This is a genomic window from Vogesella mureinivorans (genome assembly GCF_007644035.1).
Lineage (GTDB): Bacteria > Pseudomonadota > Gammaproteobacteria > Burkholderiales > Chromobacteriaceae > Vogesella > Vogesella mureinivorans.
In genome coordinates this window covers 82,045-107,101 of sequence record NZ_VMTV02000791.1, presented here as the reverse complement: position 1 = coordinate 107,101, position 25,057 = coordinate 82,045, and the positions used below count along the sequence as shown (strand labels likewise).

Annotated in this window: 23 protein-coding genes; 10 read left to right on the top strand and 13 right to left on the bottom strand. The window is 61.8% G+C overall.

Annotated elements, in window-relative coordinates; translation table 11 throughout:
- Positions 1-25: 25 nt before the first annotated feature.
- Together FLQ44_RS18765 and FLQ44_RS18760 are read left to right on the top strand one after the other, a co-directional pair.
- On the top strand, positions 26-844 hold the full coding sequence (locus FLQ44_RS18765) for a mechanosensitive ion channel family protein (RefSeq protein ID WP_147695577.1): 819 nt from the start codon (positions 26-28) through the stop codon (positions 842-844).
- Between the two features lie 107 nt (positions 845-951).
- Entirely contained in the window at positions 952-1,725 is a 774-nt protein-coding gene (locus tag FLQ44_RS18760; RefSeq protein ID WP_147695576.1) for a hypothetical protein, read from the top strand.
- Positions 1,726-1,829: 104 nt separating this feature from the next.
- Here FLQ44_RS18760 and FLQ44_RS18755 read toward each other — a convergent pair whose 3' ends face one another.
- The 5 genes from FLQ44_RS18755 to trxA all read right to left on the bottom strand — a co-directional run bounded on the left by FLQ44_RS18755 (position 1,830) and on the right by trxA (position 8,507).
- Positions 1,830-4,958 (bottom strand): efflux RND transporter permease subunit, encoded by a 3,129-nt coding sequence (locus FLQ44_RS18755; RefSeq protein WP_147695575.1) that lies wholly within the window; start codon positions 4,956-4,958, stop codon positions 1,830-1,832.
- Positions 4,959-4,970: 12 nt separating this feature from the next.
- Entirely contained in the window at positions 4,971-6,092 is a 1,122-nt protein-coding gene (locus FLQ44_RS18750) for an efflux RND transporter periplasmic adaptor subunit (RefSeq protein ID WP_206208982.1), read from the bottom strand.
- A 57-nt stretch (positions 6,093-6,149) separates the two neighbouring features.
- Positions 6,150-7,403: a murein transglycosylase A gene (gene mltA, locus FLQ44_RS18745; RefSeq protein WP_147695574.1), complete on the bottom strand. Its 1,254-nt coding sequence runs from the start codon at positions 7,401-7,403 to the stop codon at positions 6,150-6,152.
- 199 nt (positions 7,404-7,602) lie between these two features.
- The gene (locus FLQ44_RS18740) at positions 7,603-8,133 is read right to left on the bottom strand and encodes a glutathione peroxidase (protein WP_147695573.1); all 531 of its coding nucleotides are present in this window, start codon (positions 8,131-8,133) and stop codon (positions 7,603-7,605) included.
- Positions 8,134-8,144: 11 nt separating this feature from the next.
- Complete coding sequence (gene trxA / locus FLQ44_RS18735; RefSeq protein WP_147695572.1) at positions 8,145-8,507, bottom strand: thioredoxin; 363 nt, start codon at positions 8,505-8,507, stop codon at positions 8,145-8,147.
- A 331-nt stretch (positions 8,508-8,838) separates the two neighbouring features.
- On the opposite strand from trxA, the gene FLQ44_RS18730 reads away from it, so the two are divergent.
- Positions 8,839-9,327 (top strand): GNAT family N-acetyltransferase, encoded by a 489-nt coding sequence (locus FLQ44_RS18730; RefSeq protein ID WP_147695571.1) that lies wholly within the window; start codon positions 8,839-8,841, stop codon positions 9,325-9,327.
- A gap of 159 nt (positions 9,328-9,486) precedes the next feature.
- Here the strand turns inward: FLQ44_RS18730 and FLQ44_RS18725 are convergent, their stop codons facing one another.
- The 7 genes from FLQ44_RS18725 to FLQ44_RS18695 form a co-directional block, all read right to left on the bottom strand.
- Positions 9,487-10,434: a class I SAM-dependent methyltransferase gene (locus FLQ44_RS18725; protein ID WP_147695570.1), complete on the bottom strand. Its 948-nt coding sequence runs from the start codon at positions 10,432-10,434 to the stop codon at positions 9,487-9,489.
- A gap of 79 nt (positions 10,435-10,513) precedes the next feature.
- On the bottom strand, positions 10,514-11,041 hold the full coding sequence (gene coaD, locus FLQ44_RS18720; RefSeq protein ID WP_026107826.1) for a pantetheine-phosphate adenylyltransferase: 528 nt from the start codon (positions 11,039-11,041) through the stop codon (positions 10,514-10,516).
- Positions 11,042-11,155: 114 nt separating this feature from the next.
- Positions 11,156-12,130, bottom strand: a complete 975-nt coding sequence (locus FLQ44_RS18715) for a peptide ABC transporter ATP-binding protein (protein ID WP_147695569.1) — start codon at positions 12,128-12,130, stop codon at positions 11,156-11,158.
- Positions 12,127-13,101: an ABC transporter ATP-binding protein gene (locus FLQ44_RS18710; RefSeq protein ID WP_147695568.1), complete on the bottom strand. Its 975-nt coding sequence runs from the start codon at positions 13,099-13,101 to the stop codon at positions 12,127-12,129. The genes FLQ44_RS18715 and FLQ44_RS18710 overlap by 4 nt, the downstream gene beginning before the upstream one ends.
- A gap of 9 nt (positions 13,102-13,110) precedes the next feature.
- Positions 13,111-14,034: an ABC transporter permease subunit gene (locus tag FLQ44_RS18705; protein WP_017508204.1), complete on the bottom strand. Its 924-nt coding sequence runs from the start codon at positions 14,032-14,034 to the stop codon at positions 13,111-13,113.
- Between the two features lie 12 nt (positions 14,035-14,046).
- Positions 14,047-15,075 (bottom strand): ABC transporter permease subunit, encoded by a 1,029-nt coding sequence (locus FLQ44_RS18700; protein WP_147695567.1) that lies wholly within the window; start codon positions 15,073-15,075, stop codon positions 14,047-14,049.
- 323 nt (positions 15,076-15,398) lie between these two features.
- The gene (locus FLQ44_RS18695; protein ID WP_147695566.1) at positions 15,399-16,991 is read right to left on the bottom strand and encodes an ABC transporter substrate-binding protein; all 1,593 of its coding nucleotides are present in this window, start codon (positions 16,989-16,991) and stop codon (positions 15,399-15,401) included.
- A gap of 417 nt (positions 16,992-17,408) precedes the next feature.
- Here FLQ44_RS18695 and FLQ44_RS18690 point away from each other — a divergent pair, with 417 nt between their 5' ends.
- The gene (locus FLQ44_RS18690; RefSeq protein ID WP_147695565.1) at positions 17,409-18,335 is read left to right on the top strand and encodes a LysR substrate-binding domain-containing protein; all 927 of its coding nucleotides are present in this window, start codon (positions 17,409-17,411) and stop codon (positions 18,333-18,335) included.
- A gap of 218 nt (positions 18,336-18,553) precedes the next feature.
- Here the strand turns inward: FLQ44_RS18690 and FLQ44_RS18685 are convergent, their stop codons facing one another.
- Positions 18,554-19,675 (bottom strand): beta-ketoacyl-ACP synthase III, encoded by a 1,122-nt coding sequence (locus tag FLQ44_RS18685; protein WP_147695564.1) that lies wholly within the window; start codon positions 19,673-19,675, stop codon positions 18,554-18,556.
- Between the two features lie 303 nt (positions 19,676-19,978).
- Between FLQ44_RS18685 and iscR the strand changes: the two genes are divergently transcribed.
- The 6 genes from iscR (at position 19,979) to hscA (ending at position 25,043) form a co-directional block, all read left to right on the top strand.
- Entirely contained in the window at positions 19,979-20,467 is a 489-nt protein-coding gene (gene iscR / locus FLQ44_RS18680; RefSeq protein ID WP_147695563.1) for a Fe-S cluster assembly transcriptional regulator IscR, read from the top strand.
- A 21-nt stretch (positions 20,468-20,488) separates the two neighbouring features.
- A complete protein-coding gene (locus FLQ44_RS18675; RefSeq protein WP_147695562.1) occupies positions 20,489-21,706 on the top strand; it encodes an IscS subfamily cysteine desulfurase in 1,218 nt (405 codons plus the stop codon).
- Between the two features lie 52 nt (positions 21,707-21,758).
- Positions 21,759-22,142 (top strand): Fe-S cluster assembly scaffold IscU, encoded by a 384-nt coding sequence (iscU, locus tag FLQ44_RS18670; protein ID WP_017508211.1) that lies wholly within the window; start codon positions 21,759-21,761, stop codon positions 22,140-22,142.
- Positions 22,143-22,188: 46 nt separating this feature from the next.
- Entirely contained in the window at positions 22,189-22,512 is a 324-nt protein-coding gene (iscA, locus tag FLQ44_RS18665) for an iron-sulfur cluster assembly protein IscA (RefSeq protein WP_147695561.1), read from the top strand.
- Positions 22,513-22,599: 87 nt separating this feature from the next.
- Entirely contained in the window at positions 22,600-23,133 is a 534-nt protein-coding gene (gene hscB / locus FLQ44_RS18660) for a Fe-S protein assembly co-chaperone HscB (RefSeq protein WP_147695560.1), read from the top strand.
- A gap of 50 nt (positions 23,134-23,183) precedes the next feature.
- Positions 23,184-25,043 (top strand): Fe-S protein assembly chaperone HscA, encoded by a 1,860-nt coding sequence (gene hscA, locus FLQ44_RS18655; protein WP_147695559.1) that lies wholly within the window; start codon positions 23,184-23,186, stop codon positions 25,041-25,043.
- Positions 25,044-25,057 lie beyond the last annotated feature (14 nt).

Genomic DNA, 25,057 nt, shown 5'->3' with positions numbered 1-25,057 from the left:
CAATCAGACTTTAAAGGAATAGCACATGAATCAGAGCGATATTTCACAGTGGCAACAGGTCCTGGGCACCTACGCCATCGACGTCGGCGTCAAACTGCTGGCCGCCATCCTGTTCTGGGTACTGGGGCGCTGGCTCATCGGCGTGGTAGGCAACCTGGTACAACGCGCCCTGGCTCGCCAGCATGTCGACGCCACCATCATGCGTTACATGGGCACCGTCATTAACGTTACCCTCAACATCATGCTGGTCGTCGGTATCCTGGGCTATTTCGGCATCCAGACCACCACCTTTGCCGCGCTGTTTGCTGCAGCCGGCGTAGCCATCGGCATGGCGTGGTCCGGCCTGCTGTCCAACTTTGCCGCTGGCGTGTTCCTGATCGTGCTGCGCCCGATGAAGGCTGGTGACTTTGTGACCGCCGGCGGTGTGACCGGTACCGTGCGCGAGATCGGCCTGTTCACCACCGCGCTGAATACCCCGGACAACGTGCTGACCATGGTGGGTAACAGCAAAATCCTGAGCGATACACTGCAAAACTACAGCAGCAACCCGCACCGCCGTGTCGAGCTCAAAGCCCAGCTGGCCGGCAACGCCGATTTCCCGGCCGCAGTCGCCGTGCTGAAACAGCGCATTGCCACCATCCCCAATGTCCTGGCTACCCCGGCGGTAGAGGTGGAAATCCTGGAGTTCAACCTGGTGGGCCCGGTACTGGCGGTACGCCCGTACTGCCATAACGACCACTACTGGCAGGTGTATTTCGACACCAACAAAACCATCCGCGAAGCGCTGGGCGGCCAGGACTTCCCTGCGCCAATGCCGGCACAGCTGGTTTACGTCAAGCAGTAAGCTGCAAGACACCTGCCGGGGCGCTGCGGCGGCTGCCCGGCAGGCCAGCATGGCTTCACAAATCCGCCCGGCATGCGCACAATGGTAAAAAAACATGCCACGACGCCATGCACGCCATTTTCCGCCCTACCCTCCCCCTGTTGTGCCTGCTGCTCGCCTTGCCAGGCTGTGCCAACAACAAGGCACGCGAAGACGCCAGCCGCGCAACTGTCACCATCAGCAGTGATGGCAAACGCCTGGTGTACAACGGCAAAATCAAGGCCAGTACCGTAGACGACGCGCTGGCGCTGTACAAGGTGGCCAACCCCAAACCCGACACGCTGGATATCTCCAGCCAGGGCGGCAGCCTGTACGATGGCATCCGCTTGGGTACGCTGGTCTACAAGCAGCAGCTGGATGTGCGCATTTTTGGCGAGTGTGCCTCGTCCTGCGCCAACTACATTTTCCCTGCCGGCAGAAGCAAATACCTGCTGCCAAACAGCCGGCTGCTATGGCATGGCGGCATGCTGCAGCCCGACTGGCGTGCGCGCATACAGCAACGCTACGCCAACGATGCCCAGGCGCGGCTGCGTGCCATCGAAGAAAACGACTGGATGCAGCAATACGAAGCGGCGTTTTTTCGCCAGATCGGTGTAGACCCGCTGTTGACGGTATGCGGCCAACACCCCGCCTGGCGCCAGCAGTTTCCGGATACGCACGGCTTTGACTACTCACTGGAAGACCTGGCGCGCTTCGGGGTAAGCAATATCCACATGGTTGGCCGCAGCTGGCGGGCAGCCATCGGCGATAGCAGCATCTTCCGCGCCAGCTACTGCGATAGCGCCCCGCCCATCAGCAACGAGCTCATCAAGAATGCCAGCCGTTATGAAGAAGACGACTAGCGCCGCCTAGCCGCCATGCACGCGCACCGGGCGCCGCAGCGTACCCGGGCCACAAAACAAAGCCACCCGCGTGCGGGTGGCTTTGTCATGGCTGTGACGGCAGGCTAGTCGTGCGCCTGGGCCACCTTTTGGCCGCTCAACCGCGCCAGCAGGCGGCGGATGCGGCTGCGCAGCCCGTCCATATAGGTGTACACCACCGGCACCACGATCAGCGTCAGCACGGTAGACGTAATCATGCCGCCGATAATGGCGTGCGCCATGGGGCGCTGCGTTTCCGACCCCGCCCCGCTGGCCAGCGCCAGCGGCAGCATGCCGAAGATCATGGCCAGGCTGGTCATCATGATGGGGCGCAGCCGCACGCGGCCAGCCTCCACGATGGCGTCCAGCCGCGACATGCCCTCGCGCCGGCTCTGGTTGATGAAGTCCACCAGCAAAATACCGTTCTTGGACGCCAGGCCCATCAGCATGATGATGCCGATCACCGAGAACATGTTCAGCGTGGAGCCAAACAGCAGCAGCGCCACAAACACGCCGACAAAGGCCAGCGGCAGCGCCACCATGATGGTGATGGGCAGGGTAAAGCTGCGGAACTGCGCTGCCAGAATCATGTAGATGAAGATCACCCCCATGGCCAGCGCCTGCACGGCGTAGCTCAGCGACTCCTGCATATCCTGGCGCTCGCCCTGCTGAGACAGCACCACGCCGGCCGGCAGCGTCACCGCCTTGATTGCCTTGTCTACGTCGGCAAATACCTCGCCCGAGCTGCGGCCGCTGATGTTGGCCGTGACGCTGATCTCGCGCATCAGGTCGGTACGCTCGATCTGGCGCGGGCTGGTGGCCGGCACAATGCTGGCCACCAGCGACAGCGGCACCATCTGCGCCTCGCCGGTGTCGGCACGCCGGCCAGGCACCATCAGCACGTCCAGTAGCTCGGCGGCGCGCTCATCACGCGGGATCTGCAGCCGCACGCTGTAGTTTTCGCCGTCCGGCGCTTCCCAGGTGGTGGCGGTACTGCCGCCCAGCAGTACCGACAGCGTGTTGCCCACGCGGGCCAGGTCTACCCCCAATGTGGCGGCTGCGTCGCGGCGCAGCTGCACGTTCAGCGCCGGGTCGGCGTCGTTCAGGCTGGATTCCACATCGCTCACGCCCTTCACCTGCTTGATGGCCGCCATGATGTCGGCCGTGGCGCGCTGCAGGCTTTGCAAGTCACTACCGCGCACCCCCAGGTTCACCGGCTTGCCCGGCGGGCCGTGCTGGCCGGTTTCTTGTACCGAATCCAGCTGGATGCCCGCCACCGGCTGCGCGGCGCTGCGGGCAGCGGCCATCAGGGCAAACAGGTCACGCTCGCGCTGTTGCTTGTCGCCTACATCTACCGACAGCTGGGCTTCGTTGCGGCCGGCACCAAAGCTGCCGCCACCGATCTTGCTATCGATGGATTTCACCTCGGGCACCACGGCACGGATACGCTGCTCCACCTCGCGCGCCTTGCCTTCGGTGTACTCCAGCGTAGAGCCGGCTGCCGTCTTGAAGGTCAGGCGGAACTCCCCCTTGTCGGCGGCGGGCATGAACTCGCCACCGATGATGGGCACCAGCATGAAGCTGCCCACGGTCAGGGCCAGTGCACTGGCTACCACGGTTTTGCGATGCGCCAGCGACCAGCGGATGGTGGCCACATAGCCATCGCCCAGGCGGTCTAGCGAGGCCTCGAACCAGTCCAGCATGCGGCCAACCGGCCCCTTGTGCTTGTCGCCGTGGCGGTGCGGGTCGTGCCAGATGGACGACAGCATCGGGTCCAGCGTAAACGACACCAGCAGCGAAATCAGCACCGCTACGGTAACCGCCAGGCCAAACTGGTGAAAGAACTTGCCGATGATGCCGCCCATAAAGCCCACCGGCAGGAACACCGCCACAATGGTGAGCGTGGTGGCCAGCACCGCTAGGCCGATCTCGTTGGTACCGTCCAGCGCCGCCTGAAAGTGGCTTTTACCCAGGTTGGCATGGCGCACGATGTTCTCGCGCACCACGATGGCGTCGTCGATCAGCAGGCCTACCGATAGCGACAGCGCCATCAGCGTCATCATGTTCAGGGTGAAGCCCATGGCCTGGATGGCAAACAGCGTGCCGATCATGGAGATGGGCAGCGTCAGGCCGGTAATCACCGTGCTGCGCCAGCTGCCCAGAAACAGGAACACAATCAGCACGGTCAGCGCTGCGCCTTCCAGCAGGGTTTTTTCTACCTCGTGCAGCGAGCCTTTTACCTCTTCCGACTTGTCGTAGGTCAGGCGCACGCTGGTACCCGCCGGCGCCTGCGGCTGGTATTCCGCCACAATGCGTTTTACGCCGTCGGCCACGCTCACCACGTTGGCGCCACGCGCGGCGCGGATATCCAGCCCCACGCCGGGCTTGCCGTCGATCAGCGTAATGCTGTTGCGCTCGGCTTCGGCGTCGTCCACCTCGGCCACGTCGGCCAGGCGGATGTCACGGCCATCGCGACTGGCGATCACCAGCGCACGGAAATCGTCCATGGTCTTGAGCTTGCCCGCCACCCGCACCGACAGCTCGTTACTCTGCGTGCTGACCTGGCCGGCCGGGTAGTCACGGTTGGCCGTGGCAATGGCATCGGACACCTCGCTGACCGACAGGCCCAGCGCCTCCAGCCGGTATGGGTCCAGCTGTACGCGTACCTCGCGCTTGCTGCCGCCGACAATCTTCACCTCGCCCACGCCGGCTACCGTTTGCAGGCGCTTTTTCAGCACGTTTTCGGCCCAGGTGGACACGTCGCGCTGGCTGCTCTGCGCCGAGCTGAGCGTGTAGGACATCAGCGGGTCGTCGTTGGGGTTCATCTGCGAAATGGTGGGGGTATCCACCTCGCGCCGCAGGCTGCCCTGTACCGCGCCCACTTTGTCGCGCACCTCTTGCAGGCCCTGCGCGGCGTCGGTAGACAACTCGAACTCCACCACCACCACCGAGCTGCCCTCAAACGAGTAAGAACGGATGTGCTTGACGCCGTTGATGGTGTTGACCGCTTCTTCGATAGGGCGGGTGACATCGCTTTCCACCACCTCGGGCGAGGCGCCCTGGTACGTGGTGGACACCACCGCTACCGGAAAGCGGATATCGGGGAACTCCTCTACCGGCAGGTTGCGCCAGGCAAACAGGCCCAGCACCGTGAGCAGCAACATCAGCACGGCGGCAAAGTAGGGGTTTTGTACACTGACGCGTGTCAGCCACATGGCAGTGTCTCCTTAAGGTTTGGGCAGGGTCACGGCATCACCGGGCTTTACGCCCAGTAGCGCCGCCGCCAGGATGGTCTGCCCGGCGGCCACGCCTTGCACCGCCAGCACGCGCTCGCTATCAGAGCGCAGCACGATGCGCACCGGCTGTTTGAGCAGCCGCCCGCCCTGTACCAGCATCACCCACGGGCTGGCGCTGTCGGCCTGCTGTACCGCGGCTTGCGGCAGGCGCACAGCGTCCAGCACCTCGCGCTGCACAATACCGCCCTTGGCAAACTGGCCGGCTTTCAGGCGGCCATCCTGGTTGGCCACGCGCAGGTAAACGCTAAACGTCCGCGTGGCGGTGGCTGCTACCGGGTTGATACGCACCAGCTCGCCACGGAACTCGCCGGCTAGCCCCTCTACCGTAAAGCGGGCAGCCTGGCCTGGCTGGAGCTTGCCGATGTCACGCGCCGGCATGTTGGCCGCCGCCTCCAGTACCGACAGGTCGGCAATGGCAAACAGCTTCTGGTTCTTGCTGGCTTGCTCGCCCGGCTGGGTACGCCGTGCATATACGGTGCCGGCCATGGGGGCGCGCACCTCGGTTTCGCCCAGGCTGGTTCTGGCGCGCGCCAGCTGGCTGCGCCGTGCGGCCAGCTCGCCCACGCGAATCTGGTAGTCGTTGTCTATTTCGTCAAATGCCAGCTTGGAGATAAACCCCTGCTGGTACAGCTCGCGCTGTTTGTCACGTTTGAGGCGGGCCAGCTTCAGCCGCGCTTCGTCGTTGGCCAGCTGCGCCTGCATTTCCAGTACGTTCTGGCGTAGCGCTTCGGCGTCGATGCGCGCCAGCAGCTGGCCTTTTTGTACGGTTTCGCCCTCGCGTACCAGCACGGCCAGCACGGTGCCTTCGCTCTGCGCGGCCACCTCGGCGCTGTTTAGCGGGTTCAGCGTGGCGGTAAACGGCAGCTGCTCGGCCACCGGCGCCATGGCCGTGACCAGCAAATCGGCCTGCGACAGCGCGCGGGCCGGGGGAGTGGCTGCCGCCGCGCTGGCTGCTTTGGCGGCGTCGGTATCACTTTTATTGCAGGCGGTGCCCAGTACGGCCAGGCCCAGCAGCAGCATGGCGGCCAGGGGGCTTAATCTGTAGCTATGCATTACACAGTCCTTCACGGCAGCCCCGCCAGTACGGCGGGGCCAGTTTGATCGGGCAAATCAGAGGTTGGCCGCAGGCTGCATGCCGCGCGGCAGCAGCAGCCACAGGCGGCCATTCTGTTTCATGCGGCCGGCGTACAGGCCGGCTTCGGTACCAAAACCAAAGAAAAAGTCGGCACGCACGCCGCCACGAATGGCGCCGCCGGTATCCTGCGCGTGCACCAGGCGGTTCAGCGCTTTAGGGCTACCATCTAGCGGCCAGGTGGTAGACAGGTACACCGGCGCGCCCAGCGGGATATAGCGCGGGTCGACGGCCACGCTGTAGCCGCCCAGCAGCGGCACGCCCATGGCCCCGAGCGGGCCGTTGTTATCTGCCGGCAGCGTTTTGAAAAACACATAGCTGGGGTTGGCATTGAACAGCTCCTGCTTGCGCGCAGGGTTGGCCGCAATCCATTCCTTGATGCTTTGCATGGATACATCGGACAGCTTCATCTGGCCGTTATCCACCAGCCAGCGGCCGATGGACTTGTAACCGTGGCCGTTTTGCTCGGCGTAGCCGGCGCGTACATAGCTGCCGTCTTCCAGCTGGATACGGCCGGAGCCCTGCACCTGCAGGAAGAACAGCTCGGTATCGTCCTCGGCCCAGGCCAGCACCGGCGCGGTGTTGATGCCCTTGCCGGCGTTGATCTCGGCACGGCTGTAATACGGCAGCAGGCGGCCATTGTCGATACGGCCTTTCAGCGCGCGCGTGCGGCTATCCACCACAAAATCTTTCGGGTTCACCAGCACTTCGCCCGCGTCGGCGCGGGTTTTGCCAGGCACCACTTGCAGGCGGTTGCCCGCGGCCGGGCGGGCTACCAGCACGCTGGCCGCCAGCTGCGCGGCGCTGGCATCCAGCACGCGCAGGTCGGCCGGTACGCCGTACACGGCATAGGGCGTTTGCGCCGAATGCTGGTGGCTACCGGCCAGCAGCGGCTCGAAATAGCCGGTAATCAGTCCGTTGCCCGGCTCCACAATGCGCCACGGGGCAAAGCGTGCCTCGTAAAAGCGGGTAATGGCCGGCAGGTTGGCCGCATCCAGCGTGGCGGCCTCGGCGCAGATATCCTTCCAGGCTGCCCTGCCCTGCAGGCTGCGGCAGCTCAGGCGCAGGCCTTCCAGGCTTTGCGACGCCATGCTCTGGCCCCAGTCCGGCAGGTCGGCAAAGCTGGCTGGCTGATAGCGCACGGTACCGCTAGCCGGCGGCGGGGTGGTGCTCAGGGTGGAACAGGCAGACAGGGCCAACAGCGCGGCCAAAGGCAAGAGGTGCTTGAGCATGGTGTGAGTATGGGACAGCGGGGTCGGTAAGCGGGTTAGCGGTAGACAGCAGACCGGGCTGTGTCGACGAAGTTCAGATGGTAATAAACCGCCGGTCAGAAAGGCAAATGACAAATGCCAGCCTGTCGCACTTTTCGCCCTGTCCCAAAGCACAAGGGCCAGGCGTTGGCCTGGCCCTTGCGCTAGTGACGATCAGGCCTCAACGCGGCAGCGCGGCGTTCAGCGCCTTGATGAAGTCCGGCGAGTCCGGCTTGGTCAGCGAGCTGAAAGCGGTGACGGTCTTGCCATCGGCCGAAATGATGTACTTGTAGAAGTTCCACTTGGGCGTGGTGCCGCTGGCCTCGGCCAGCGCCTGGTAGAACGGGTGGGCATCGCTGCCGCGCACGTGTACCCGGCTGGCCATGGGGAAGCTCACGCCAAAGTTGCTCTCGCAAAACTGTGCTACCTCGGCGTCTTTGGCCAGCTCCTGGTTAAAGTCATCGCTGGGGAAGCCCACCACCACCGCGCCCTTGGCCTGGTAGCTTTTCCACACGCTTTGCAGGCCTTTGTATTGCGGGGTAAAACCGCACTGGCTGGCAGTATTCACAACCACCACGGCCTTGCCGCTGTAGTCGCACAGATTGATCTTGCCGCCCATCAGCGCAGGCACCTGATGGTTCAGCAGTGGCGGGCAAGCGGCCAGTGCGGCCAACGGTGCCGCCAGGCATAACAGGGCGAGGCGTGGTGTCATGGTGCAGCCTTTCAGTCTTGCTGTGCAGCCATCTCGGCGCGCACTTTGTCCATATCCAGGTCGCGGATGGCCTGGATCAGCTGGTCAAACTGGCCAGCCATCATCGCCCCCGCCTGATGAAACACCACGATACCGTCTTTCAGCGCCATCAGCGTGGGGATGGAGCGAATCTGGAAATGCCCCGCCAGCTCGCGCTCGGCTTCGGTATCGATTTTGGCAAACACGATGTCCGGGTGCTTTGCGGCGGCGGCCTCGAACACCGGGCCAAACATCTTGCACGGGCCACACCATTCGGCCCAGAAATCCAGCATCACGATACCCTCGCGCTCGGCGTAGTCGTTGAAGGTATCGGCGGTAAGGTTGATATGGCTCATGCTTGTTTCCTGATCGGTTAAACGACGGCACTGCCGTCCATAGCCTGCAAGATGGCTACCTTTGCCGCCGAATACAAGCGCACGGAGATGGTATTTTTTTATCGAGGTGATAGTGGGCGGCGCGGTGCGACACTACAGCAAGTAGGATGGGTGAAGGCGCTCGCGCCGTAACCCATCGATCCATTCATCCACGCACAGCGATGGGCTGCGCTGCACTGCACCCATCCATATCGAAGAGCACGTGACGCAGACGCAACCCAAAACCCATTCACACAAAAAATCGGACAGGCTCCCCGGATCCAGCGACGCTTAGCCCACTTGGCATCACAAAATGACACTCTCCCTACTCGAACTTTCAGCGACAGACATCGAAACAATAGCTGTCTCGTGTGTTCCTGCCAGCGTGGCAGCTATAGCCGAGCCAGGTTCGATGCCACCGGCTTTTGTCGCCCAACGAGCACTGGCACTTATCGCAGCTGGCCAACCTAACCCTTGGGCAACCATTTTTCTCATCGTTGACGACCTGAATGGCAGGATTGTCGGAGCCTGCGGGTTCAAAACCGCACCGAGGCATGGCCGGGTAGAGGTAGGCTATGGCGTAGCCCCTGTCGCCAGGGGCAAGGGCGCGGCCACAGCAGCGCTAGGGCTACTGGTTCAAAAAGCCTATATGGCTGGTGCAACAGAAGTGCTGGCCGAAGTCGCGCCGGACAATCACGCCTCTACCCGTGTGGTGCAAAAGGCCGGCTTCACCATCGCTGGCTCGCGTCTGGATGACGAGAACGAGTATGTCATCCAGTGGCTGCTGAGCAGGGAGGGCTAAGGCGCTAGTCGTGTCTGCCAGCCGTAACATGGCGTGGCCCACCCCTGCTTCTCCAGTTGGCCGCAACGCATAAGGCGCGGCCAACGTTGATGCCCACAGCGCCCCCGGATGCGCCGAGGGCTTATCCGGGCTAGCCGATAGCCTGCATGATGGCGAGCATCAGCCCTGATGGGTGATGCGCCAGCACTGGTGGATTTTCTTGTTGCGGAAGTCTTCCGGCACCGACTGTGCGCTGATGTCGCGCACGGCGTAGTCGGCTACCAGGCGTTCGTCCATCGTGAAGCTGCGCAGGTTATTGCTGAAATACAGCACGCCATCCGGCGCCAGCAGGCGCATGGCGCCGTCTACCAGCTTGAGCTGGTCGCGCTGTACGTCCAGCTCGTCCATCATTTTCTTGCTGTTGGAAAAACTGGGCGGGTCCATCACGATCAGGTCGAACTGCTTGCCCGCTACCCAGGCGTCTTCCAGGTACTGGAACACGTCGTCGCGAATCAGCACGTGCTTGGTCAGGTCCAGGCCGTTCAGCTCGAAGTTGCGGCGGCTCCAGGCCTGGTAGGTGTTGGACAGGTCGACCGTTTCGCTGGACACGGCACCGCCGCTGGCGGCGTAGCAGGTAAAGCTGCCGGTGTAGGCAAACAGGTTGAGAAAGCGCTTGCCGGCGGCTTCTTCGCGCACGCGGCGGCGGGTGTTGCGGTGGTCCAGAAACAGGCCGGTATCGAGGTAGGCGTCCAGGTTGACCCAGAAGCGCTGGCCTTGTTCTTCCACAATGAAGTCTTCGCCTTCGCGGCCGGTTTTTTCGTACTGGCTTTCGCCTTTCTGGCGGCGGCGGGTTTTCAGCGAGATCTGCCACAGCGGTACGCCGGTGACCTCGCAGATGGCCTGCTGCACGGCGGCGATCCAGGCCTGGTAGTCGGCGTCTTCGATCTGCCAGCCGGTATCGTATTCCTGCAGGTGGATGCGCTCGCCGTACAGGTCGATGATGAGCGGGAACTGCGGTACGTCGCGGTCGTACAGGCGCCAGGCGTCCAGGCCATTACGGCGCGCCCATTTGCTGTAGTGCTTGTAATTTTTGGCCAGGCGGCCAGTAAAGGCCGATACGTCTACCATGAAAAACCTCTTTTGAAATGCAGCGCGCCGGAGGGCATCCGGCGCGGGGGAATGCGGGGTGGCCAGGGTTGGCCGCAGGCTAGCCTTGCTGCTGATAGTAATTCACCAGCTTGCGGTACACCGGCTCAGGTACGTACTGGCGAATCATCTGCTCCCAGCCGGCGGGGCCCATCAGGCCTTTTACCATGGTAGACGATACCTCGGCATATTCACGCGGTGGCAGCAGGAAAATGGTGGTGATGTCGGCGTGCAGGTCGGAGTTGATGTAGCGCATGGTGCGCTCGTATTCGTAGTCGGTAGCGGTACGGATGCCGCGCACGATGTAGTTGGCGTCGATGCTTTGCGCGTAGTTCACCAGGAACTGGTTTTCGAATACTTCCACCTTCAGCTTGGAAAAGCCGCGCGTCACGGCACGCAGCATATCCAGGCGCTCTTCCACATCGAAAGTGCAGCGCTTTTCCGGGTTCACCCCGATGGCCACCACCAGCTCGTCGAACAGGTCAACGGCTTCGCGGATCATCCACAGATGACCATTGGTGACCGGGTCGAAACTACCGGCGTAGACAGCTCGCTTCAATTGACGCTTTCCTTTGTGGGTATGAGGCATGGCGGAATGTATCCTGCTTGAACAGGGGGGAACAAGGCATTTATTGCTGCACTGCAGTAAAAAAGCGCCGCCGGGGTGTTTTCACCACGGCGGCGCCATTTTAACGCAGGCAGGTCAGGCGTTGATGGTTTCTGCGTGGTGGCAGGCGACTTCGCGCCCCAACAGGGTGCGCAGCTGCGGCACGTCCTGGCCGCACTGCGCCGTGGCATACGGGCAGCGCTTGTGGAAGGCGCAGCCGGTAGGCGGGTTCAGCGGGCTGGGCAGCTCGCCCTGGATCTTAATCTTCACGCGGCGGTCTTCTTCGTGAATGGACGGCGTGGCCGACAGCAGTGCCTGGGTATACGGGTGCAGCGGCTTGTCGTAGATCGCTTCCTTGGTGCCCACTTCTACCGCACGGCCCAAGTACATCACCATCAGGTCGTCGGCGACGTGCTCGACCACGGCCAGGTTGTGCGAGATGAACACGTAGGCGGTGTTGAACTCGTCCTGCAGGTCCATGAACAGGTTCAGCACCTGCGCCTGGATGGACACGTCCAGCGCCGAGGTCGGCTCGTCGGCCACCACGATTTGCGGCTGCAGCATCATGGCGCGCGCGATGGCGATACGCTGGCGCTGGCCACCGGAGAACATGTGCGGGTAGCGGTAGTAGTGCTCGGGGCGCAGACCAACACGCTTCATCATGGCGCGTACTTTTTCCTCGCGCTCTTTGGCGCTCAGATGGGTATTGATGAGCAGCGGCTCGCCCAGCTGGTCGCCGATTTTCTGGCGCGGGTTCAGCGAGGCGTAGGGGTTCTGGAACACCATCTGCACCTTGCTGCGCAGGGCCTTGAGCTGGGCTTTGCTGGCCTTGGCAATATCCACGCCTTCCAGCACCAGCGAGCCGGCGGTGGGGGCTTCGATCAGCGTGAGCTGGCGTGCCAGGGTGGATTTGCCGCAGCCGGATTCGCCCACCACGGCCAGCGTTTTGCCGGCTTTGAGTTCGAACGACACACCATTGAGCGCCTTGACCATGGCCTTGGGCTTCAAAAAGCCCTGCGAGACTTCGTAGTGACGGGTCAGGTCGCGAGCCTGCATGACGGTATGGCTCATGAGGCCTCCTTATCGAACAGCGGGTAGAAGCAACGCACGGCGCCGTGCTGGTGCGGGGTAATGGCCGGGCGCTCGTCACGGCAGCGCGGCTGTACGTGCGGGCAGCGCGGGCTCAGCAAGCAGCCTTTGGGGCGGTCGTACTGGCCGGGCACAATGCCGGGCAGCGTGGACAGGCGGTGCGCGCCTTTACTGTGCTCGGGAATGGACGACAGCAGCGCCTGGGTGTACGGGTGCACCGGCTGGCGGAACAGCTGCGGCACCACGCCTTCTTCGGCGACCTGGCCGGCGTACATGACCGCTACGCGATGCGCCACCTCGGCAATCACCGCCAGATCGTGGGTGATCATCAGCAGCGCCATATTGCGCTCTTTTTGCAGGTTCACCAGCAGGTCCATGATCTGGGCCTGGATGGTCACGTCCAGCGCGGTGGTGGGCTCGTCGGCAATCAGTAGCTTGGGGTTACAGGCCAGTGCCACGGCAATCATCACGCGCTGGCTCATGCCGCCGGACAGCTGGTGCGGGTAGGCTTCCAACCGGCTCTTGGGCGCGGGGATTTCTACCAGCTCCATCAGCTCCAGCGCACGGGCTTTCAGCTCGGCGCCGCGCAGGCCCTGGTGTACTTTCAGCACCTCCATGATCTGGTAACCCACGGTGTAGCTGGGGTTGAGCGAGGTCATCGGGTCCTGGAAGATCATGGCAATGTCTTTGCCCACGATCTTGCGGCGCTCTTTGGCGCTGATGGTGAGCAGGTTTTTGCCGTCAAATTCCAGCTGGTCGGCCACGATGCGACCCTGCCCTTCCAAGAGGCCCATCATGGCCATCATGGTCACCGATTTACCCGAGCCGGATTCGCCGACAATGCCCACAATCTCGCCCTGGTTCACGCTCAGGTCCAGGCCTTCTACTGCACGGAAAGGGTTGGCCGCATTGCCAAACTCTACCGACAGGTTCTTGATTTGCAACAGACTCATGATTTCCCCTTACGCCGCGCGCTTCATTTTCGGGTCCAGCGCGTCACGCAGGCCATCACCCATCAGGTTGATCGACAGCACGGCCAGCAGAATGGTGAGGCCGGGCATCAGCACCACCCACCAGGCGCTGGTCATGTAATCCCGTGCGCTGGACAGCATGGTGCCCCACTCCGGGGTAGGTGGCTGTACGCCCATGCCCAGGAAGCCCAGTGCCGAGATTTCCAGAATGGCGGCAGAGAAGCTCATGGTGGCGTGCACGATCAGCGGTGCCATGCAGTTGGGCAGCACGGTGACGAACATCAGGCGCAGCAGGCCGGCACCGGATACCCGGGCAGCGGTCACGTAGTCGCGGTTCAGCTCGGTCATGGCCGAGGCGCGCGTCAGGCGCACATAGCCCGGCAGGCCCACCACGGCAATGGCGATCATGGCGTTGACCAGGCCAGGCCCCAGAATGGCCATGATGGCGATGGCCAGCAGCAGCGAAGGCAGCGCCATCATGATGTCCATCAGGCGCATGATCAGGCCGCCCATGACTTTGGGGAAAAACGCGGCCAACAGGCCCAGGATCACGCCTGGCACCAGCGACAGCAATACCGAGATCAGGCTGATCAGCAGCGACATCTGCGCGCCGTGGAACAGGCGCGCCATGATGTCGCGGCCCAGCTCGTCGGTACCCAGCAGGAACTGGCTGCTGCCACCCTGCGCCCACGATGGCGGGGTCAGCAGGTGGTCGCGGTACTGCTCCAGCGGGTCGTGCGGCGAAATCAGGCCGGCAAACAGTGCACAGAACAGCACGATGGACATAAAGACCAGGCCAGCTACCGCGCCTTTGTTCTGGCTGAAGCTTTGCCAGAATTCCTTGAAGGGCGACGGGTAAGTCAGTGCCGGGTCATCGTTGGCCGCAAGCTGCGGCGATGTATTCACATTAGCCATATTTCTACCTGCTTATTTGGCGTGACGGATGCGCGGGTTGGCGATGCCGTACAGGATGTCAACGACGAAGTTGGTGAGGATCACCAGCGTGGCCACAATCAGGATGCCGTTTTGCACCACCGGGTAATCGCGGCGGCCAATGGCTTCGATCAGCCATTTGCCAATGCCCGGCCAGGAGAAAATGGTTTCCGTCAGCACCGCACCACCCATCAGCGTGCCGACTTGCAAGCCAATCACGGTCAGCACCGGAATCAGCGCGTTGCGCAGGGTGTGGATAAAGATCACGCGGGCAGGCGACAGGCCTTTGGCGCGGGCGGTACGCACGTAGTCTTCACGCAGCACTTCCAGCATGGACGAGCGCGTCATCCGGGCAATGGTGGCCAGCGGGATGGTACCCAGCACGATGGTAGGCAGGATCAGGTGCATCACCGCGTCCTTGAACGCGCCAGCGTTGATGTCCGGGTCCAGCAGCTCGGCGCGCCAGGCATCAATCAGCATGAAGCCGGTTTGCGGCTGCACGTCAAACATCAGGTCGATACGGCCCGATACCGGCGTCCAGCCCAGGAATACCGAGAAGAACATCACCGCCAGCAGGCCCCACACGAAGATAGGCATGGAAAAGCCGGTAAGCGACAAACCCATCACGCCATGGTCAAACATGGAGCCACGCTTGATGGCTGCTACCACGCCGGCCAGCAGGCCAAAGACGGTGGCAAACACCAGCGCACAGAGCGCCAGCTCCAGCGTGGCGGGGAACAGGGTAGTGAACTCGTTCCACACGCTTTCCTGGGTCTTGAGCGAGGCGCCCAGGTCACCGTGGAACAGCTTGGAAACGTAGTCGAAATATTGCACGTACAGCGGCTGGTCCAGGCCCAGGCGCTTCATGGCCGCGGCGTGCATCACCGGGTCTAGCGTGCGCTCGCCTACCATGACTTCGATGGGGTCGCCAGGAATCATGCGGATAAGCGCAAAAGTAATCAGCGTAATGCCGAAGAAGGTGGGGATCAGTACACCCAGCCTGCGCAGAATGAATGAAAACATGTTGAATGAGTCTCCCGTGCATGCCCTTGTGAGGCACGACGTGTACAGCCAGAAAACGCAGGCAAACGGGAAACTATCAGCAGAACAGCAGAAGGGAGGGGTGCCGGGCAGCTTGCAACTGAACCACCCACCTATACCAGCAACAAGGCCGCCACGGCAGAACGCACTTTAGCGCTGCCCTGCCCTTGCCACCTTGATACAGATCAACCCACCATAACTAACCATCTCGATAGTTACCGTTTGCATAAACGGCTCGCCAATGAGCAAACAAGGAGGCCGAAGCCTCCTTGTGCCAGACAGGGGCCTAGGCCCCGTCTATTAGCTTACTTAACGCTAACACCTGCGAAAGAATAGTCGCCGAACGGGCTGATCTTGAAGCCGTTCACTTCTTTACGCATTGGCTGGTTCACTGTCGAGTGAGCGATGGTGGACCATGGCAGATCTTTCTTGAAGATCTCCTGGGCTTTCTGGTACAGCGCAGTACGCTCTTTCAGGTCGGTGCTCTTACGTGCTTTCAGCACGGCAGCATCGAAGTCCTTGTTGCAGTAACGCGCGTAGTTGGAGCCACCTACTGCTTCGCAGGTCAGCAGCACGCCCAGGAAGTTATCCGGGCTGGCGTAGTCGCCGGTCCAGCCGATCAGGCCGGTGTCGTGCTCGCCGTTTTTCATGCGTTTCAGGTACTCGCCCCACTCGTAGGTGGTGATCTTGGCTTTCACGCCGATTTTGGCCCAGTCAGACTGGATCATTTCGGCCATCAGCTTGGCGTTCGGGTTGTACGGGCGCTGTACCGGCATGGCCCACAGGGTGATCTCGAAGCCGTTCGGGTAGCCAGCCTTGGCCAGCAGGGCTTTGGCCTTGGCTACGTCTACAGCCGGGTTACGCAGCTTGTTGTTGTACGACCACAGCGAAGCCGGGAACGGGTTGGCCGCTTCCTGGCCTTGGCCTTGGTATACCGCATCGATGATGGCTTTGCGGTTGATGGCCATGTCCAGTGCCTGACGCACTTCCAGTTTCTTGAACAGTGGCTTCTCGGTGTTGTACGACAGGTAGCCAATGTTGAAGCCCGGTGCGGTGGTCACTTTCAGTGCCGGGTCGGTTTTCATGCCGGCCAGGTCTTGTGGCTTCGGATACGACATGATGTGGCACTCGCCCGCTTTCAGCTTCTGGGCGCGTACCGAGGCGTCGGTGGTGATGGCGAAAATCAGGTTGTCGACTTTCACGTCGCCCTTTTTCCAGTACTGCTTGTTAGCCTTGTAACGGATCTGGGCGTCTTTCTGGTAACGCACCAGAATGAACGGGCCGGTACCTACCGGCTGCTGGTTGATCAGGGAGGCTTTGCCTTCTTTTACCAGCTTGTCGGCGTACTCGGCCGACAGGATGGACGCAAACGGCATGGCTACTTTGGCCAGCAGGTCGGCATCCGGGTCTTTCAGGGTGAACTTGACGGTGTTGGCGTCAACTTTTTCTACCTTCACGATGTTGGCGTCCAGGCCAGTATCGGAAGCGTACGGGAATTCAACCGGGTAGGCTTTGTTGAACGGGTGGTTCTTGTCAACCATGCGGCTGAAGCTGAATACCACGTCGTCAGCGGTGAAATCACGGCTAGGGGTGAAATAGTCGGTAGTGTGGAACTTCACGCCCTTGCGCAGTTTGAAGGTGTATTCCTTGCCGTCGGCAGACACGGTCCAGGACTCGGCCAGACCAGGGATGGTCTTGGTGGAGCCTTTTTCGAATTCAACCAGGCGGTTGAACATGGCGTGCCCGGCGGCATCGAAGGTGGAACCACCGGTGTACTGTGCCGAATCAAAGCCTTCCGGGCTGGCTTCGGAGCAGTAAATCAGGGTGCCGGCAGCGTTGGCGGCAGTGGCAGCGGCGGTCAGGCCGGCTGCAAACAGCAAATGTTTGGCAACTCGCATGGTTTCTCTATTCCCTATTTCTACTTTGATGGAAGTGATGCTTGGGCATCGCACGTCATGACAATGCAAACGCCGTGCCGGTTTATCGTTAGCCCCCGGCGTATACATTATGCAAGGCAATAAAACGCCAACAAGGCTTGCTTGTTATTTTTCACTACAAAGCCACGGGCTGGCAGCACGCTTGTTGTGTTTTTGGCGCTTTATTGATGCAAAACACGTTTATCTATGGCGTGTTGTTGCACCAAGTGTAGACAAGCTGCAGCCCGGGCAGTCGGACAGTGCCCCTGTCCGATCGCGGCTGAGTATTTCACAGCACGGATATCACATCCACTGAGGAAAATTGATGTTCTATGCGCTTTTGTTATAGGCTGGGCATCTATCGCCATCTGCGGCCAACCTGCACCCACCCAAACAAAAATGATTCGTTTTAGACAAATAGAGGCATTTCGTTGCCTGATGAGCTGCGGCACCACGGTAGCCGCCGCGCGGCGCATGCACATTACCCAGCCCGCCATCAGCCGGCTGATCGCCGATCTGGAAGACGACCTGGGCTTTCGGCTGTTCAACCGCGCCAAAGGCCGGCTGGAGCCCACCACGGCGGGCATCCGCTTTCAGCGTGCGGTAGAAGAAAACTTTCTGGGGCTGGAGCGCCTGCGACAAGCCGCAGAAACCATACGCGCCGAGGAAAACGAAGGCCTGGCCATTGCCTGCATGCCGGTGCTGTCCACCAGCCTGCTACCGCAAATCCTGAAAGAATTTTTCAAGCTGCGGCCAGATGTACCGGTACGCATCGACACGGTAGGCAATGCCGAAGTCACGGTAAAACTGCAAGACCTGAAAGTGGATGTAGCGATCAGCCTGGCGTTTCCCGCCATTGCCGGCATCGAGGTAGAGCCACTACTGGAAGCCGACGTGCTGTGCGCGCTGCCAGCCGGCCACCCGCTGGCCGAGCGCGACTTCATCACCCCGCAGGACCTGGCCGAAGAGACAGTCATTGGCTGGATGCCCAACTACCCGCTGAGCCAGAATCAGGAGCAAAAGTATTTTGGCCATGCCGGGGTGGCACCACGCTACAACATCCGCACCCACGCCTCGCACACCCGCTACGCCATGGTGGCCAACGGCTTTGGCGTCTCGATCGTGGAGCCCTTTGCATCAGCACTGTGGGAAACCCAGGGTGTGGTAACCCGCCCGTTCATGACACCAGCCAAGCACGAATACGTGATCGCCTACCCGTCCAGCGGCAGCCGCTCAGCGATCTTGCAAGACTTTCGCCTGGCCACGCTGCGGGTAGTCAACGACCCGGCGCTGGTGCCATGGGGCCGCGCGCTGACACAGGAATAGAAAAAGGCGCCCACGGGCGCCTTTTTCTGGCTGCTGACAACATACCAACAAAAGCTTTACCGAACCCGGCAGAGCCTGGCCGCTTAATATAAGTACTGGCATCCGCAGCCTGGCCATTTACAAAACAAATCCTGCTTGCATGGCAAGCCGGATGTGTCATCCCTATCAAAAAGGCGCCCCCAGGCGCCTTTTTGTATTCTTGCGGCCAACCTTGGACCTTAGCGTTTGCGCAGAATCACCGAGCCTACCGAGTAGCCGGCGCCGAACGACGACAGCACGCCGATGTCGCCGCTTTGCAGGTCGGCGTGGTGCAGGTGCAGGGCAATCACGCTACCGGCCGAACTGGTATTGGCGTAGCTGTCCAGAATCACCGGCGCTTCGCTGCCTTCGGCGTCGCGGCCCAGTACGCGGCGGGCGATCAGCTGGTTCATCGACAGGTTAGCCTGGTGCAGCCAGAAACGCTTCACGCCTTGTGGCTCGATGCCGTTGGCCTGCAAATGGGCCACGATATGCTCGCCTACCATCGGGCACACTTCCTTGAATACCTTGCGGCCCTGCTGCACAAACAACTTGTCCAGCTGGCCAATACCCTGCTCGTCGCAGCGGTTCAGGAAGCCGAAGTTATTGCGAATGTTGTTGGAGAACACAGTAGCCAGCTTGCAGCCCAGCACCTCGAACACGTTGGCCGCCGTGGTGGTGTCGGCCGACTCCAGCACCACGGCGGTGCAGGCATCGCCAAAGATGAAGTGGCTGTCGCGGTCGCAGAAGTTCAGGTGGGCGGAGCAGATTTCCGGGTTCACCATCAGCACGGCGCGTGCCTGGCCAGCGGCGATGGCGTTGACGGCAGTCTGAATACCGAAGGTAGCCGACGAGCAGGCCACATTCATATCAAAAGCGTAGCCGTTGATGCCCAGTGCCTGCTGCACCTCGATGGATACCGCCGGGTAGGGGCGCTGCAGATTGGAGCACGCCACAATTACCATATCGATGTCGGCGGCGGTCTTGCCGGCGCGGGCCAGCGCCTCGGTGGCGGCGGCGACGGCCATTTCGGCCTGCACCGACAGCACGTCGTTGCTGCGCTCCGGCAGGTACGGCGCCATGCGCGCCGGGTCCAGCACGCCGCTGGCGTTCATCAGATAGCGCTGCTTGATGCCGGAGGCTTTTTCGATGAACTCGGCGCTGGATTCGGCCAATGCGGCCAACTCGCCACGGGCGATGGCATCCTGGTTTTCTGTATTGAATGCGGCAACGTAGCTGTTAAAAGCTACCACAAGCTGCTCATTGCTCACCGCGTGCGGCGGGGTAAACAGGCCGGTACCGCTGATCACCACTTTATTCATGGCTGTTCCTTCTGTCTGGGCAGCACGGCTGCCCGCAATTCAAACAAGTGTTTGCGCGAATCATACACCAAGGCTACCCGGCACGCCGGTTTTCACCCGCCGCCACCGCCGCCATCCTGGCAAAAAACCCTGTCAAACTAGGTAAATACGGGTAAAATCGTTGGCCTCTCAAGTGGGCATGGCCCACTGTCTGCACCCCGCCGTTTTATTTGCTTTTACCCGGAACTTCCTGCTGGCAATACTTGACCAAATTACTCGGGATTGAGTTATAATCCGGTCAACCACTCAGGGAGCCCAAACACCATGCGCTTAACCACCAAAGGCCGCTTTGCCGTCACTGCCATGCTGGACCTCGCCCTGCGCGAAGCCAATGGCCCCGTTACGCTGGCCGGTATCAGCGAACGCCAGGGTATCTCCCTGTCTTACCTGGAGCAGCTTTTCGGTAAACTGCGCCGCGCACAGCTGGTAGACAGTGTACGCGGCCCCGGCGGTGGCTACACCCTGGCCCGCACCATCGAAGAGATTTCTGTTGCCGATATTATTGTTGCCGTGGACGAACCCGTGGACGCCACCCAGTGCGCCGGCCGTGAAAACTGCCACGACAACCACCGCTGCATGACCCACGACCTGTGGACTGACCTGAACGTGACCATCTTCGACTATCTGTCCAAGATCAGCCTGGCCAGCCTGGTGGCGAAGCAGCGCGCCAAAGAAACCACTGTAGTACAAGATCAAAGAACCCTGCGTCGCAACAGTACCTGTAGCGAGGCTGTCGCTGGCAACCCCGTGTAAGCGACACCTGGAGAACCCGATATGAGCGAGCTGAAGCAACCGATCTACCTCGACTATTCCGCCACAACGCCGATCGACCCGCGCGTGGCCGAAGCGATGATCCCTTACCTGACCGAGCTGTTCGGCAACCCGGCCAGCCGCAGCCACAGCTACGGCTGGACTGCCGAAGAAGCGGTAGAAAACGCTCGGGCCAATGTGGCCCAGCTGGTGAACTGCGACCCGAAAGAAATCGTGTGGACCTCGGGCGCTACCGAGTCCAACAACCTGGCCATCAAAGGCGCAGCCCAGTTCTACAAGACCAAGGGCAAGCACCTGATTACCCAGCGTACCGAACACAAAGCCGTGCTGGACACCATGCGCGAGCTGGAGCGTCTGGGCTTTGAAGTGACCTACCTGGACGTGCAGGACAACGGCCTGATCGACCTGGCCGCGTTTGAAGCCGCCATCCGCCCGGACACCATCCTGGCGTCCATCATGGCCGTGAACAACGAAATCGGCGTGATCCAGCCTATCGCCCAGCTGGGCGAGCTGTGCCGCGCCCGTGGCGTGCTGTTCCATGTGGATGCCGCCCAGGCTACCGGCAAGATCGCCATCGACCTGGCCGCGCTGAAAGTGGACCTGATGAGCTTCTCGGCCCACAAGACCTATGGCCCCAAAGGCATTGGCGCGCTGTATGTCCGCCGCAAGCCGCGCGTACGCCTGGAAGCCCAGATTCACGGCGGCGGCCACGAGCGCGGTTTCCGCTCCGGCACCCTGGCGACCCACCAGATCGTGGGCATGGGCGAAGCGTTCCGCATTGCCCGTGAAGAAATGGAAAGCGAAAACGCCCGCACCCGCGCCCTGCGCGACCGCCTGTGGGCTGGCCTGCAAACCATCGAGGAAACCTACCTCAATGGCGATATGGACCAACGCGTACCGCACAACCTGAACGTGAGCTTCAACTTTGTAGAGGGCGAAAGCCTGATCATGGCGATTCGCGATCTGGCCGTATCGTCCGGCTCGGCCTGTACCTCTGCATCGCTGGAGCCATCCTACGTACTGCGCGCGCTGGGCCGTAACGACGAGCTGGCACACAGCTCCATCCGTTTCTCCATTGGCCGTTTCACCACCGAAGCCGACATCGACTACGCCGTGAACCTGCTGCAAGGCAAAATCGGCAAGCTGCGCGAGATGTCCCCGCTGTGGGAAATGTTCAAGGACGGCATCGACCTCAACACCATCGAGTGGGCAGCCCACTAAGACCCCATTTTGACGATGCGGCCAACCTTGGCCGCACGCAGGAGACAGCATCATGGCATACAGCGACAAGGTAATGGACCACTACGAAAACCCGCGCAACGTGGGCGCTTTCGAAAAGGGTGACGACTCGGTAGGCACCGGCATGGTGGGCGCACCGGCCTGTGGCGACGTAATGAAACTGCAGATCAAGGTAGGCGAAGACGGCGTGATCGAAGACGCCAAATTCAAAACCTACGGCTGTGGCTCCGCCATTGCCTCCAGCTCGCTGATTACCGAATGGGTAAAAGGCAAATCGCTGGACGAGGCGCTGGCCATCAAGAACACCGATATCGCCGAAGAACTGGCCCTGCCCCCGGTGAAAATCCACTGCTCCATCCTGGCAGAAGACGCCATCAAGGCCGCAGTAGCCGACTACAAGCAGAAGCACGGTAAATAACAGACGGCGGGCTCCGGCCCGCCAGCAGCACAAGGCAGACGCAATCATGGCAATCACGCTCTCCGAAAGCGCAGCAAAGCACGTCAGCAACTTCATCGCCAAACGCGGCAAGGGCCTGGGCATCCGCCTGGGGGTGAAAACCTCCGGCTGTTCCGGCATGGCTTACAAGCTGGAGTTTGTCGACACCGCCAACGATGAAGACATCACCTTCCTGAGCCACGGCGTCACCGTGTTTACCGACGCCAAAAGCCTGGCCTACCTGGAAGGCACCGAGCTGGACTACACCAAGGAAGGCTTGAACGAAGGCTTCAAGTTCAACAACCCGAACGTGAAGGACGAGTGCGGCTGCGGCGAAAGCTTCAACGTCTAAGCCCCTGCTGCCACCGGCCTGCCTGCGCGAGCGCGGGTTGGCCGGTGTTGTCGTTTCATCCTTACCCGGTTTTTGCAGAAAGCGTTCATGAGCACCGACTTCACGCAGGATCACTTTGCGCTGTTCAACCTGCCGCGCCGTTTCGCCATCGACACGGCCCAGCTGGATAGCGCCTGGCGCACCGCCGCTGCCGAAGTGCACCCCGACCGCTATGTCAGCGGCCAGGACGCCGAAAAGCGCGTGGCCCTGATGCGAGCCACCCGCGTGAACGAAGCCTACCAGACGCTGAAATCGCCGGTCGCCCGCGCCCGCTACCTGCTGCAGCTGGCCGGCATCGACACCGCCGAAGAAACCAATACCAGCATGCCGGCAGCCTTTCTGATGGCGCAGATGGAATGGCGCGAAGCCATTGCCGACGCCCGCGCTGCGGCCAACGTCGACCAGCTGGAAGCGCTCTCGCAGCAGCTGCGCGGCGACGTAAAAGGTCTGGAAGCCGAGCTGGGCAGCGCGCTGGACGAGCAGGCAGACCACGCGGCGGCCGCACTGGCGGTACGCAAGCTGCGCTTTCTGGAAAAACTGGATCAGGAAATCGGCGACGCCATCGAAGCGTTGCTGTACTAAACATACCGCGCCAGCCCACGCTGGCCACTGCATAGAGTAAGCAAGCAGCCATGGCCCTATTGCAAATTGCCGAACCCGGCTTGTCCGCCGCCCCGCACCAACACCGCCTGGCGGTAGGCATAGACCTGGGTACCACCAACTCGCTGGTTGCCACCGTCAAGAGCGGCTCCGCCACCGTACTGCCCGACGAGCACGGCCGCAGCCTGCTGCCATCGGTGGTGCGCTACACCGAGCAGGGCGAGGTCGTTGTCGGCTACGCCGCGCAAGCCGAGCAAAGCCGCGACCCCAACAACACCATCGTGTCGGTAAAACGCTTCATGGGCCGCGGCCTGGCTGATATCCAGGACGTTGGCCGCAGCCCCTACCGCTTTGTGGACGCCCCCGGCATGGTGCAGCTGCTGACCCGCGCCGGCGCCAAGAGCCCGGTAGAAGTATCGGCCGACATCCTGCGCACCCTGCGCAGCCGCGCCGAAGACAGCCTGGGCGGCGAGCTGGTGGGTGCCGTGATTACCGTACCCGCCTACTTTGACGATGCCCAGCGCCAAGCCACCAAAGATGCGGCCCGCCTGGCCGGGCTGAATGTGCTGCGCCTGCTGAACGAGCCCACCGCTGCCGCCATCGCCTACGGCCTGGACAACGGCGCCGAAGGCACCTATGTGGTGTACGACCTGGGCGGCGGTACTTTCGACGTATCGGTACTGGCGCTGAGCCGTGGCGTATTCGAGGTGCTGTCCACCAGCGGTGATTCATCGCTGGGTGGCGACGACTTCGACCACCGCATCTACTGCTGGATTCTGGAGCAAGCCGACCTGCACGGCCTGAACGCGCACGACACCCGCCTGCTGCTGACCTGTGCACGCGAAGCCAAAGAAGCGCTGACCGAGCACGCCGACACCCGTATTACCGCCCTGCTGTCCGACGGCCTGACCGTGGACCTGCTGCTGACCCAGGCCATCTTCCACGACATCAGCAAAACGCTGATCGACAAGACCCTGCTGCCGGTACGCAAAGCGCTGCGCGACGCCAAAATCGGCGCCGAAGACGTCAAAGGCGTGGTGATGGTAGGCGGTGCCACGCGCATGCCGCACGTACAAAAAGCCGTGGGCCAATACTTTGGCCAGACCCCGCTGACCAACCTGGACCCGGATAAAGTGGTGGCGCTGGGCGCGGCCATCCAGGCCAATGTGCTGGCCGGCAACAAGGGCGAAGACGAATGGCTGCTGCTGGACGTGATTCCGCTGTCGCTGGGCATTGAAACCATGGGCGGCCTGACCGAAAAGATCATTCCGCGCAACAGCACCATTCCGGTAGCGCGCGCGCAGGAATTCACCACCTTCAAAGACGGCCAGACCGCCATGTCGGTGCACATCCTGCAAGGCGAACGCGAGCTGGTGAGCGACTGCCGCAGCCTGGCCAAGTTTGTGCTGCGTGGCATACCGCCGATGGTGGCCGGTGCCGCCCGCATCCGCGTGACCTACCAGGTAGACGCCGACGGCCTGCTGTCGGTCACCGCGCGCGAGCAGACCTCGGGCGTGGAAGCCAGTATCGAAGTGAAGCCTAGCTACGGCCTGTCCGACGACGAAATCAGCCGCATGCTGACCGACTCGCTGGCATACGTGCAGGAAGACATCGCCGCGCGCAAGCTGCGCGAAGCGATTGTGGACGCCGAAGGCCTGATCGCCGCCACCAGCGCCGCCCTGGCTGCCGATGGCGACCTGCTGGATAGCGACGAGCGCGCCCAGCTGGACGCTGCCATCGCCGGCCTGCACAGCGCTATCGCCACGCAAACCACGCGTGAAGTCAACGCCGCGACGCAACGCCTGAGCCAGGCCACGGAAGAATTCGCCGCCCGCCGCATGGACCGCAACATCCAGCAAGCCCTGAAGGGCAAACACATCGGCAACCTGTAAACCCGCTGCGGCCA

Excerpts from the sequence above, each read along its gene's own strand:
- FLQ44_RS18765 (WP_147695577.1), top strand. The coding sequence starts at position 26 with ATGAATCAGAGCGATATTTCACAGTGGCAACAGGTCCTGGGCACCTAC.
- FLQ44_RS18760 (WP_147695576.1), top strand. The coding sequence starts at position 952 with ATGCACGCCATTTTCCGCCCTACCCTCCCCCTGTTGTGCCTGCTGCTC.
- FLQ44_RS18755 (WP_147695575.1), bottom strand. The coding sequence starts at position 4,958 with ATGTGGCTGACACGCGTCAGTGTACAAAACCCCTACTTTGCCGCCGTG.
- FLQ44_RS18750 (WP_206208982.1), bottom strand. The coding sequence starts at position 6,092 with ATGCATAGCTACAGATTAAGCCCCCTGGCCGCCATGCTGCTGCTGGGC.
- mltA (WP_147695574.1), bottom strand. The coding sequence starts at position 7,403 with ATGCTCAAGCACCTCTTGCCTTTGGCCGCGCTGTTGGCCCTGTCTGCC.
- FLQ44_RS18740 (WP_147695573.1), bottom strand. The coding sequence starts at position 8,133 with ATGACACCACGCCTCGCCCTGTTATGCCTGGCGGCACCGTTGGCCGCA.
- trxA (WP_147695572.1), bottom strand. The coding sequence starts at position 8,507 with ATGAGCCATATCAACCTTACCGCCGATACCTTCAACGACTACGCCGAG.
- FLQ44_RS18730 (WP_147695571.1), top strand. The coding sequence starts at position 8,839 with ATGACACTCTCCCTACTCGAACTTTCAGCGACAGACATCGAAACAATA.
- FLQ44_RS18725 (WP_147695570.1), bottom strand. The coding sequence starts at position 10,434 with ATGGTAGACGTATCGGCCTTTACTGGCCGCCTGGCCAAAAATTACAAG.
- coaD (WP_026107826.1), bottom strand. The coding sequence starts at position 11,041 with ATGCCTCATACCCACAAAGGAAAGCGTCAATTGAAGCGAGCTGTCTAC.
- FLQ44_RS18715 (WP_147695569.1), bottom strand. The coding sequence starts at position 12,130 with ATGAGCCATACCGTCATGCAGGCTCGCGACCTGACCCGTCACTACGAA.
- FLQ44_RS18710 (WP_147695568.1), bottom strand. The coding sequence starts at position 13,101 with ATGAGTCTGTTGCAAATCAAGAACCTGTCGGTAGAGTTTGGCAATGCG.
- FLQ44_RS18705 (WP_017508204.1), bottom strand. The coding sequence starts at position 14,034 with ATGGCTAATGTGAATACATCGCCGCAGCTTGCGGCCAACGATGACCCG.
- FLQ44_RS18700 (WP_147695567.1), bottom strand. The coding sequence starts at position 15,075 with ATGTTTTCATTCATTCTGCGCAGGCTGGGTGTACTGATCCCCACCTTC.
- FLQ44_RS18695 (WP_147695566.1), bottom strand. The coding sequence starts at position 16,991 with ATGCGAGTTGCCAAACATTTGCTGTTTGCAGCCGGCCTGACCGCCGCT.
- FLQ44_RS18690 (WP_147695565.1), top strand. The coding sequence starts at position 17,409 with ATGATTCGTTTTAGACAAATAGAGGCATTTCGTTGCCTGATGAGCTGC.
- FLQ44_RS18685 (WP_147695564.1), bottom strand. The coding sequence starts at position 19,675 with ATGAATAAAGTGGTGATCAGCGGTACCGGCCTGTTTACCCCGCCGCAC.
- iscR (WP_147695563.1), top strand. The coding sequence starts at position 19,979 with ATGCGCTTAACCACCAAAGGCCGCTTTGCCGTCACTGCCATGCTGGAC.
- FLQ44_RS18675 (WP_147695562.1), top strand. The coding sequence starts at position 20,489 with ATGAGCGAGCTGAAGCAACCGATCTACCTCGACTATTCCGCCACAACG.
- iscU (WP_017508211.1), top strand. The coding sequence starts at position 21,759 with ATGGCATACAGCGACAAGGTAATGGACCACTACGAAAACCCGCGCAAC.
- iscA (WP_147695561.1), top strand. The coding sequence starts at position 22,189 with ATGGCAATCACGCTCTCCGAAAGCGCAGCAAAGCACGTCAGCAACTTC.
- hscB (WP_147695560.1), top strand. The coding sequence starts at position 22,600 with ATGAGCACCGACTTCACGCAGGATCACTTTGCGCTGTTCAACCTGCCG.
- hscA (WP_147695559.1), top strand. The coding sequence starts at position 23,184 with ATGGCCCTATTGCAAATTGCCGAACCCGGCTTGTCCGCCGCCCCGCAC.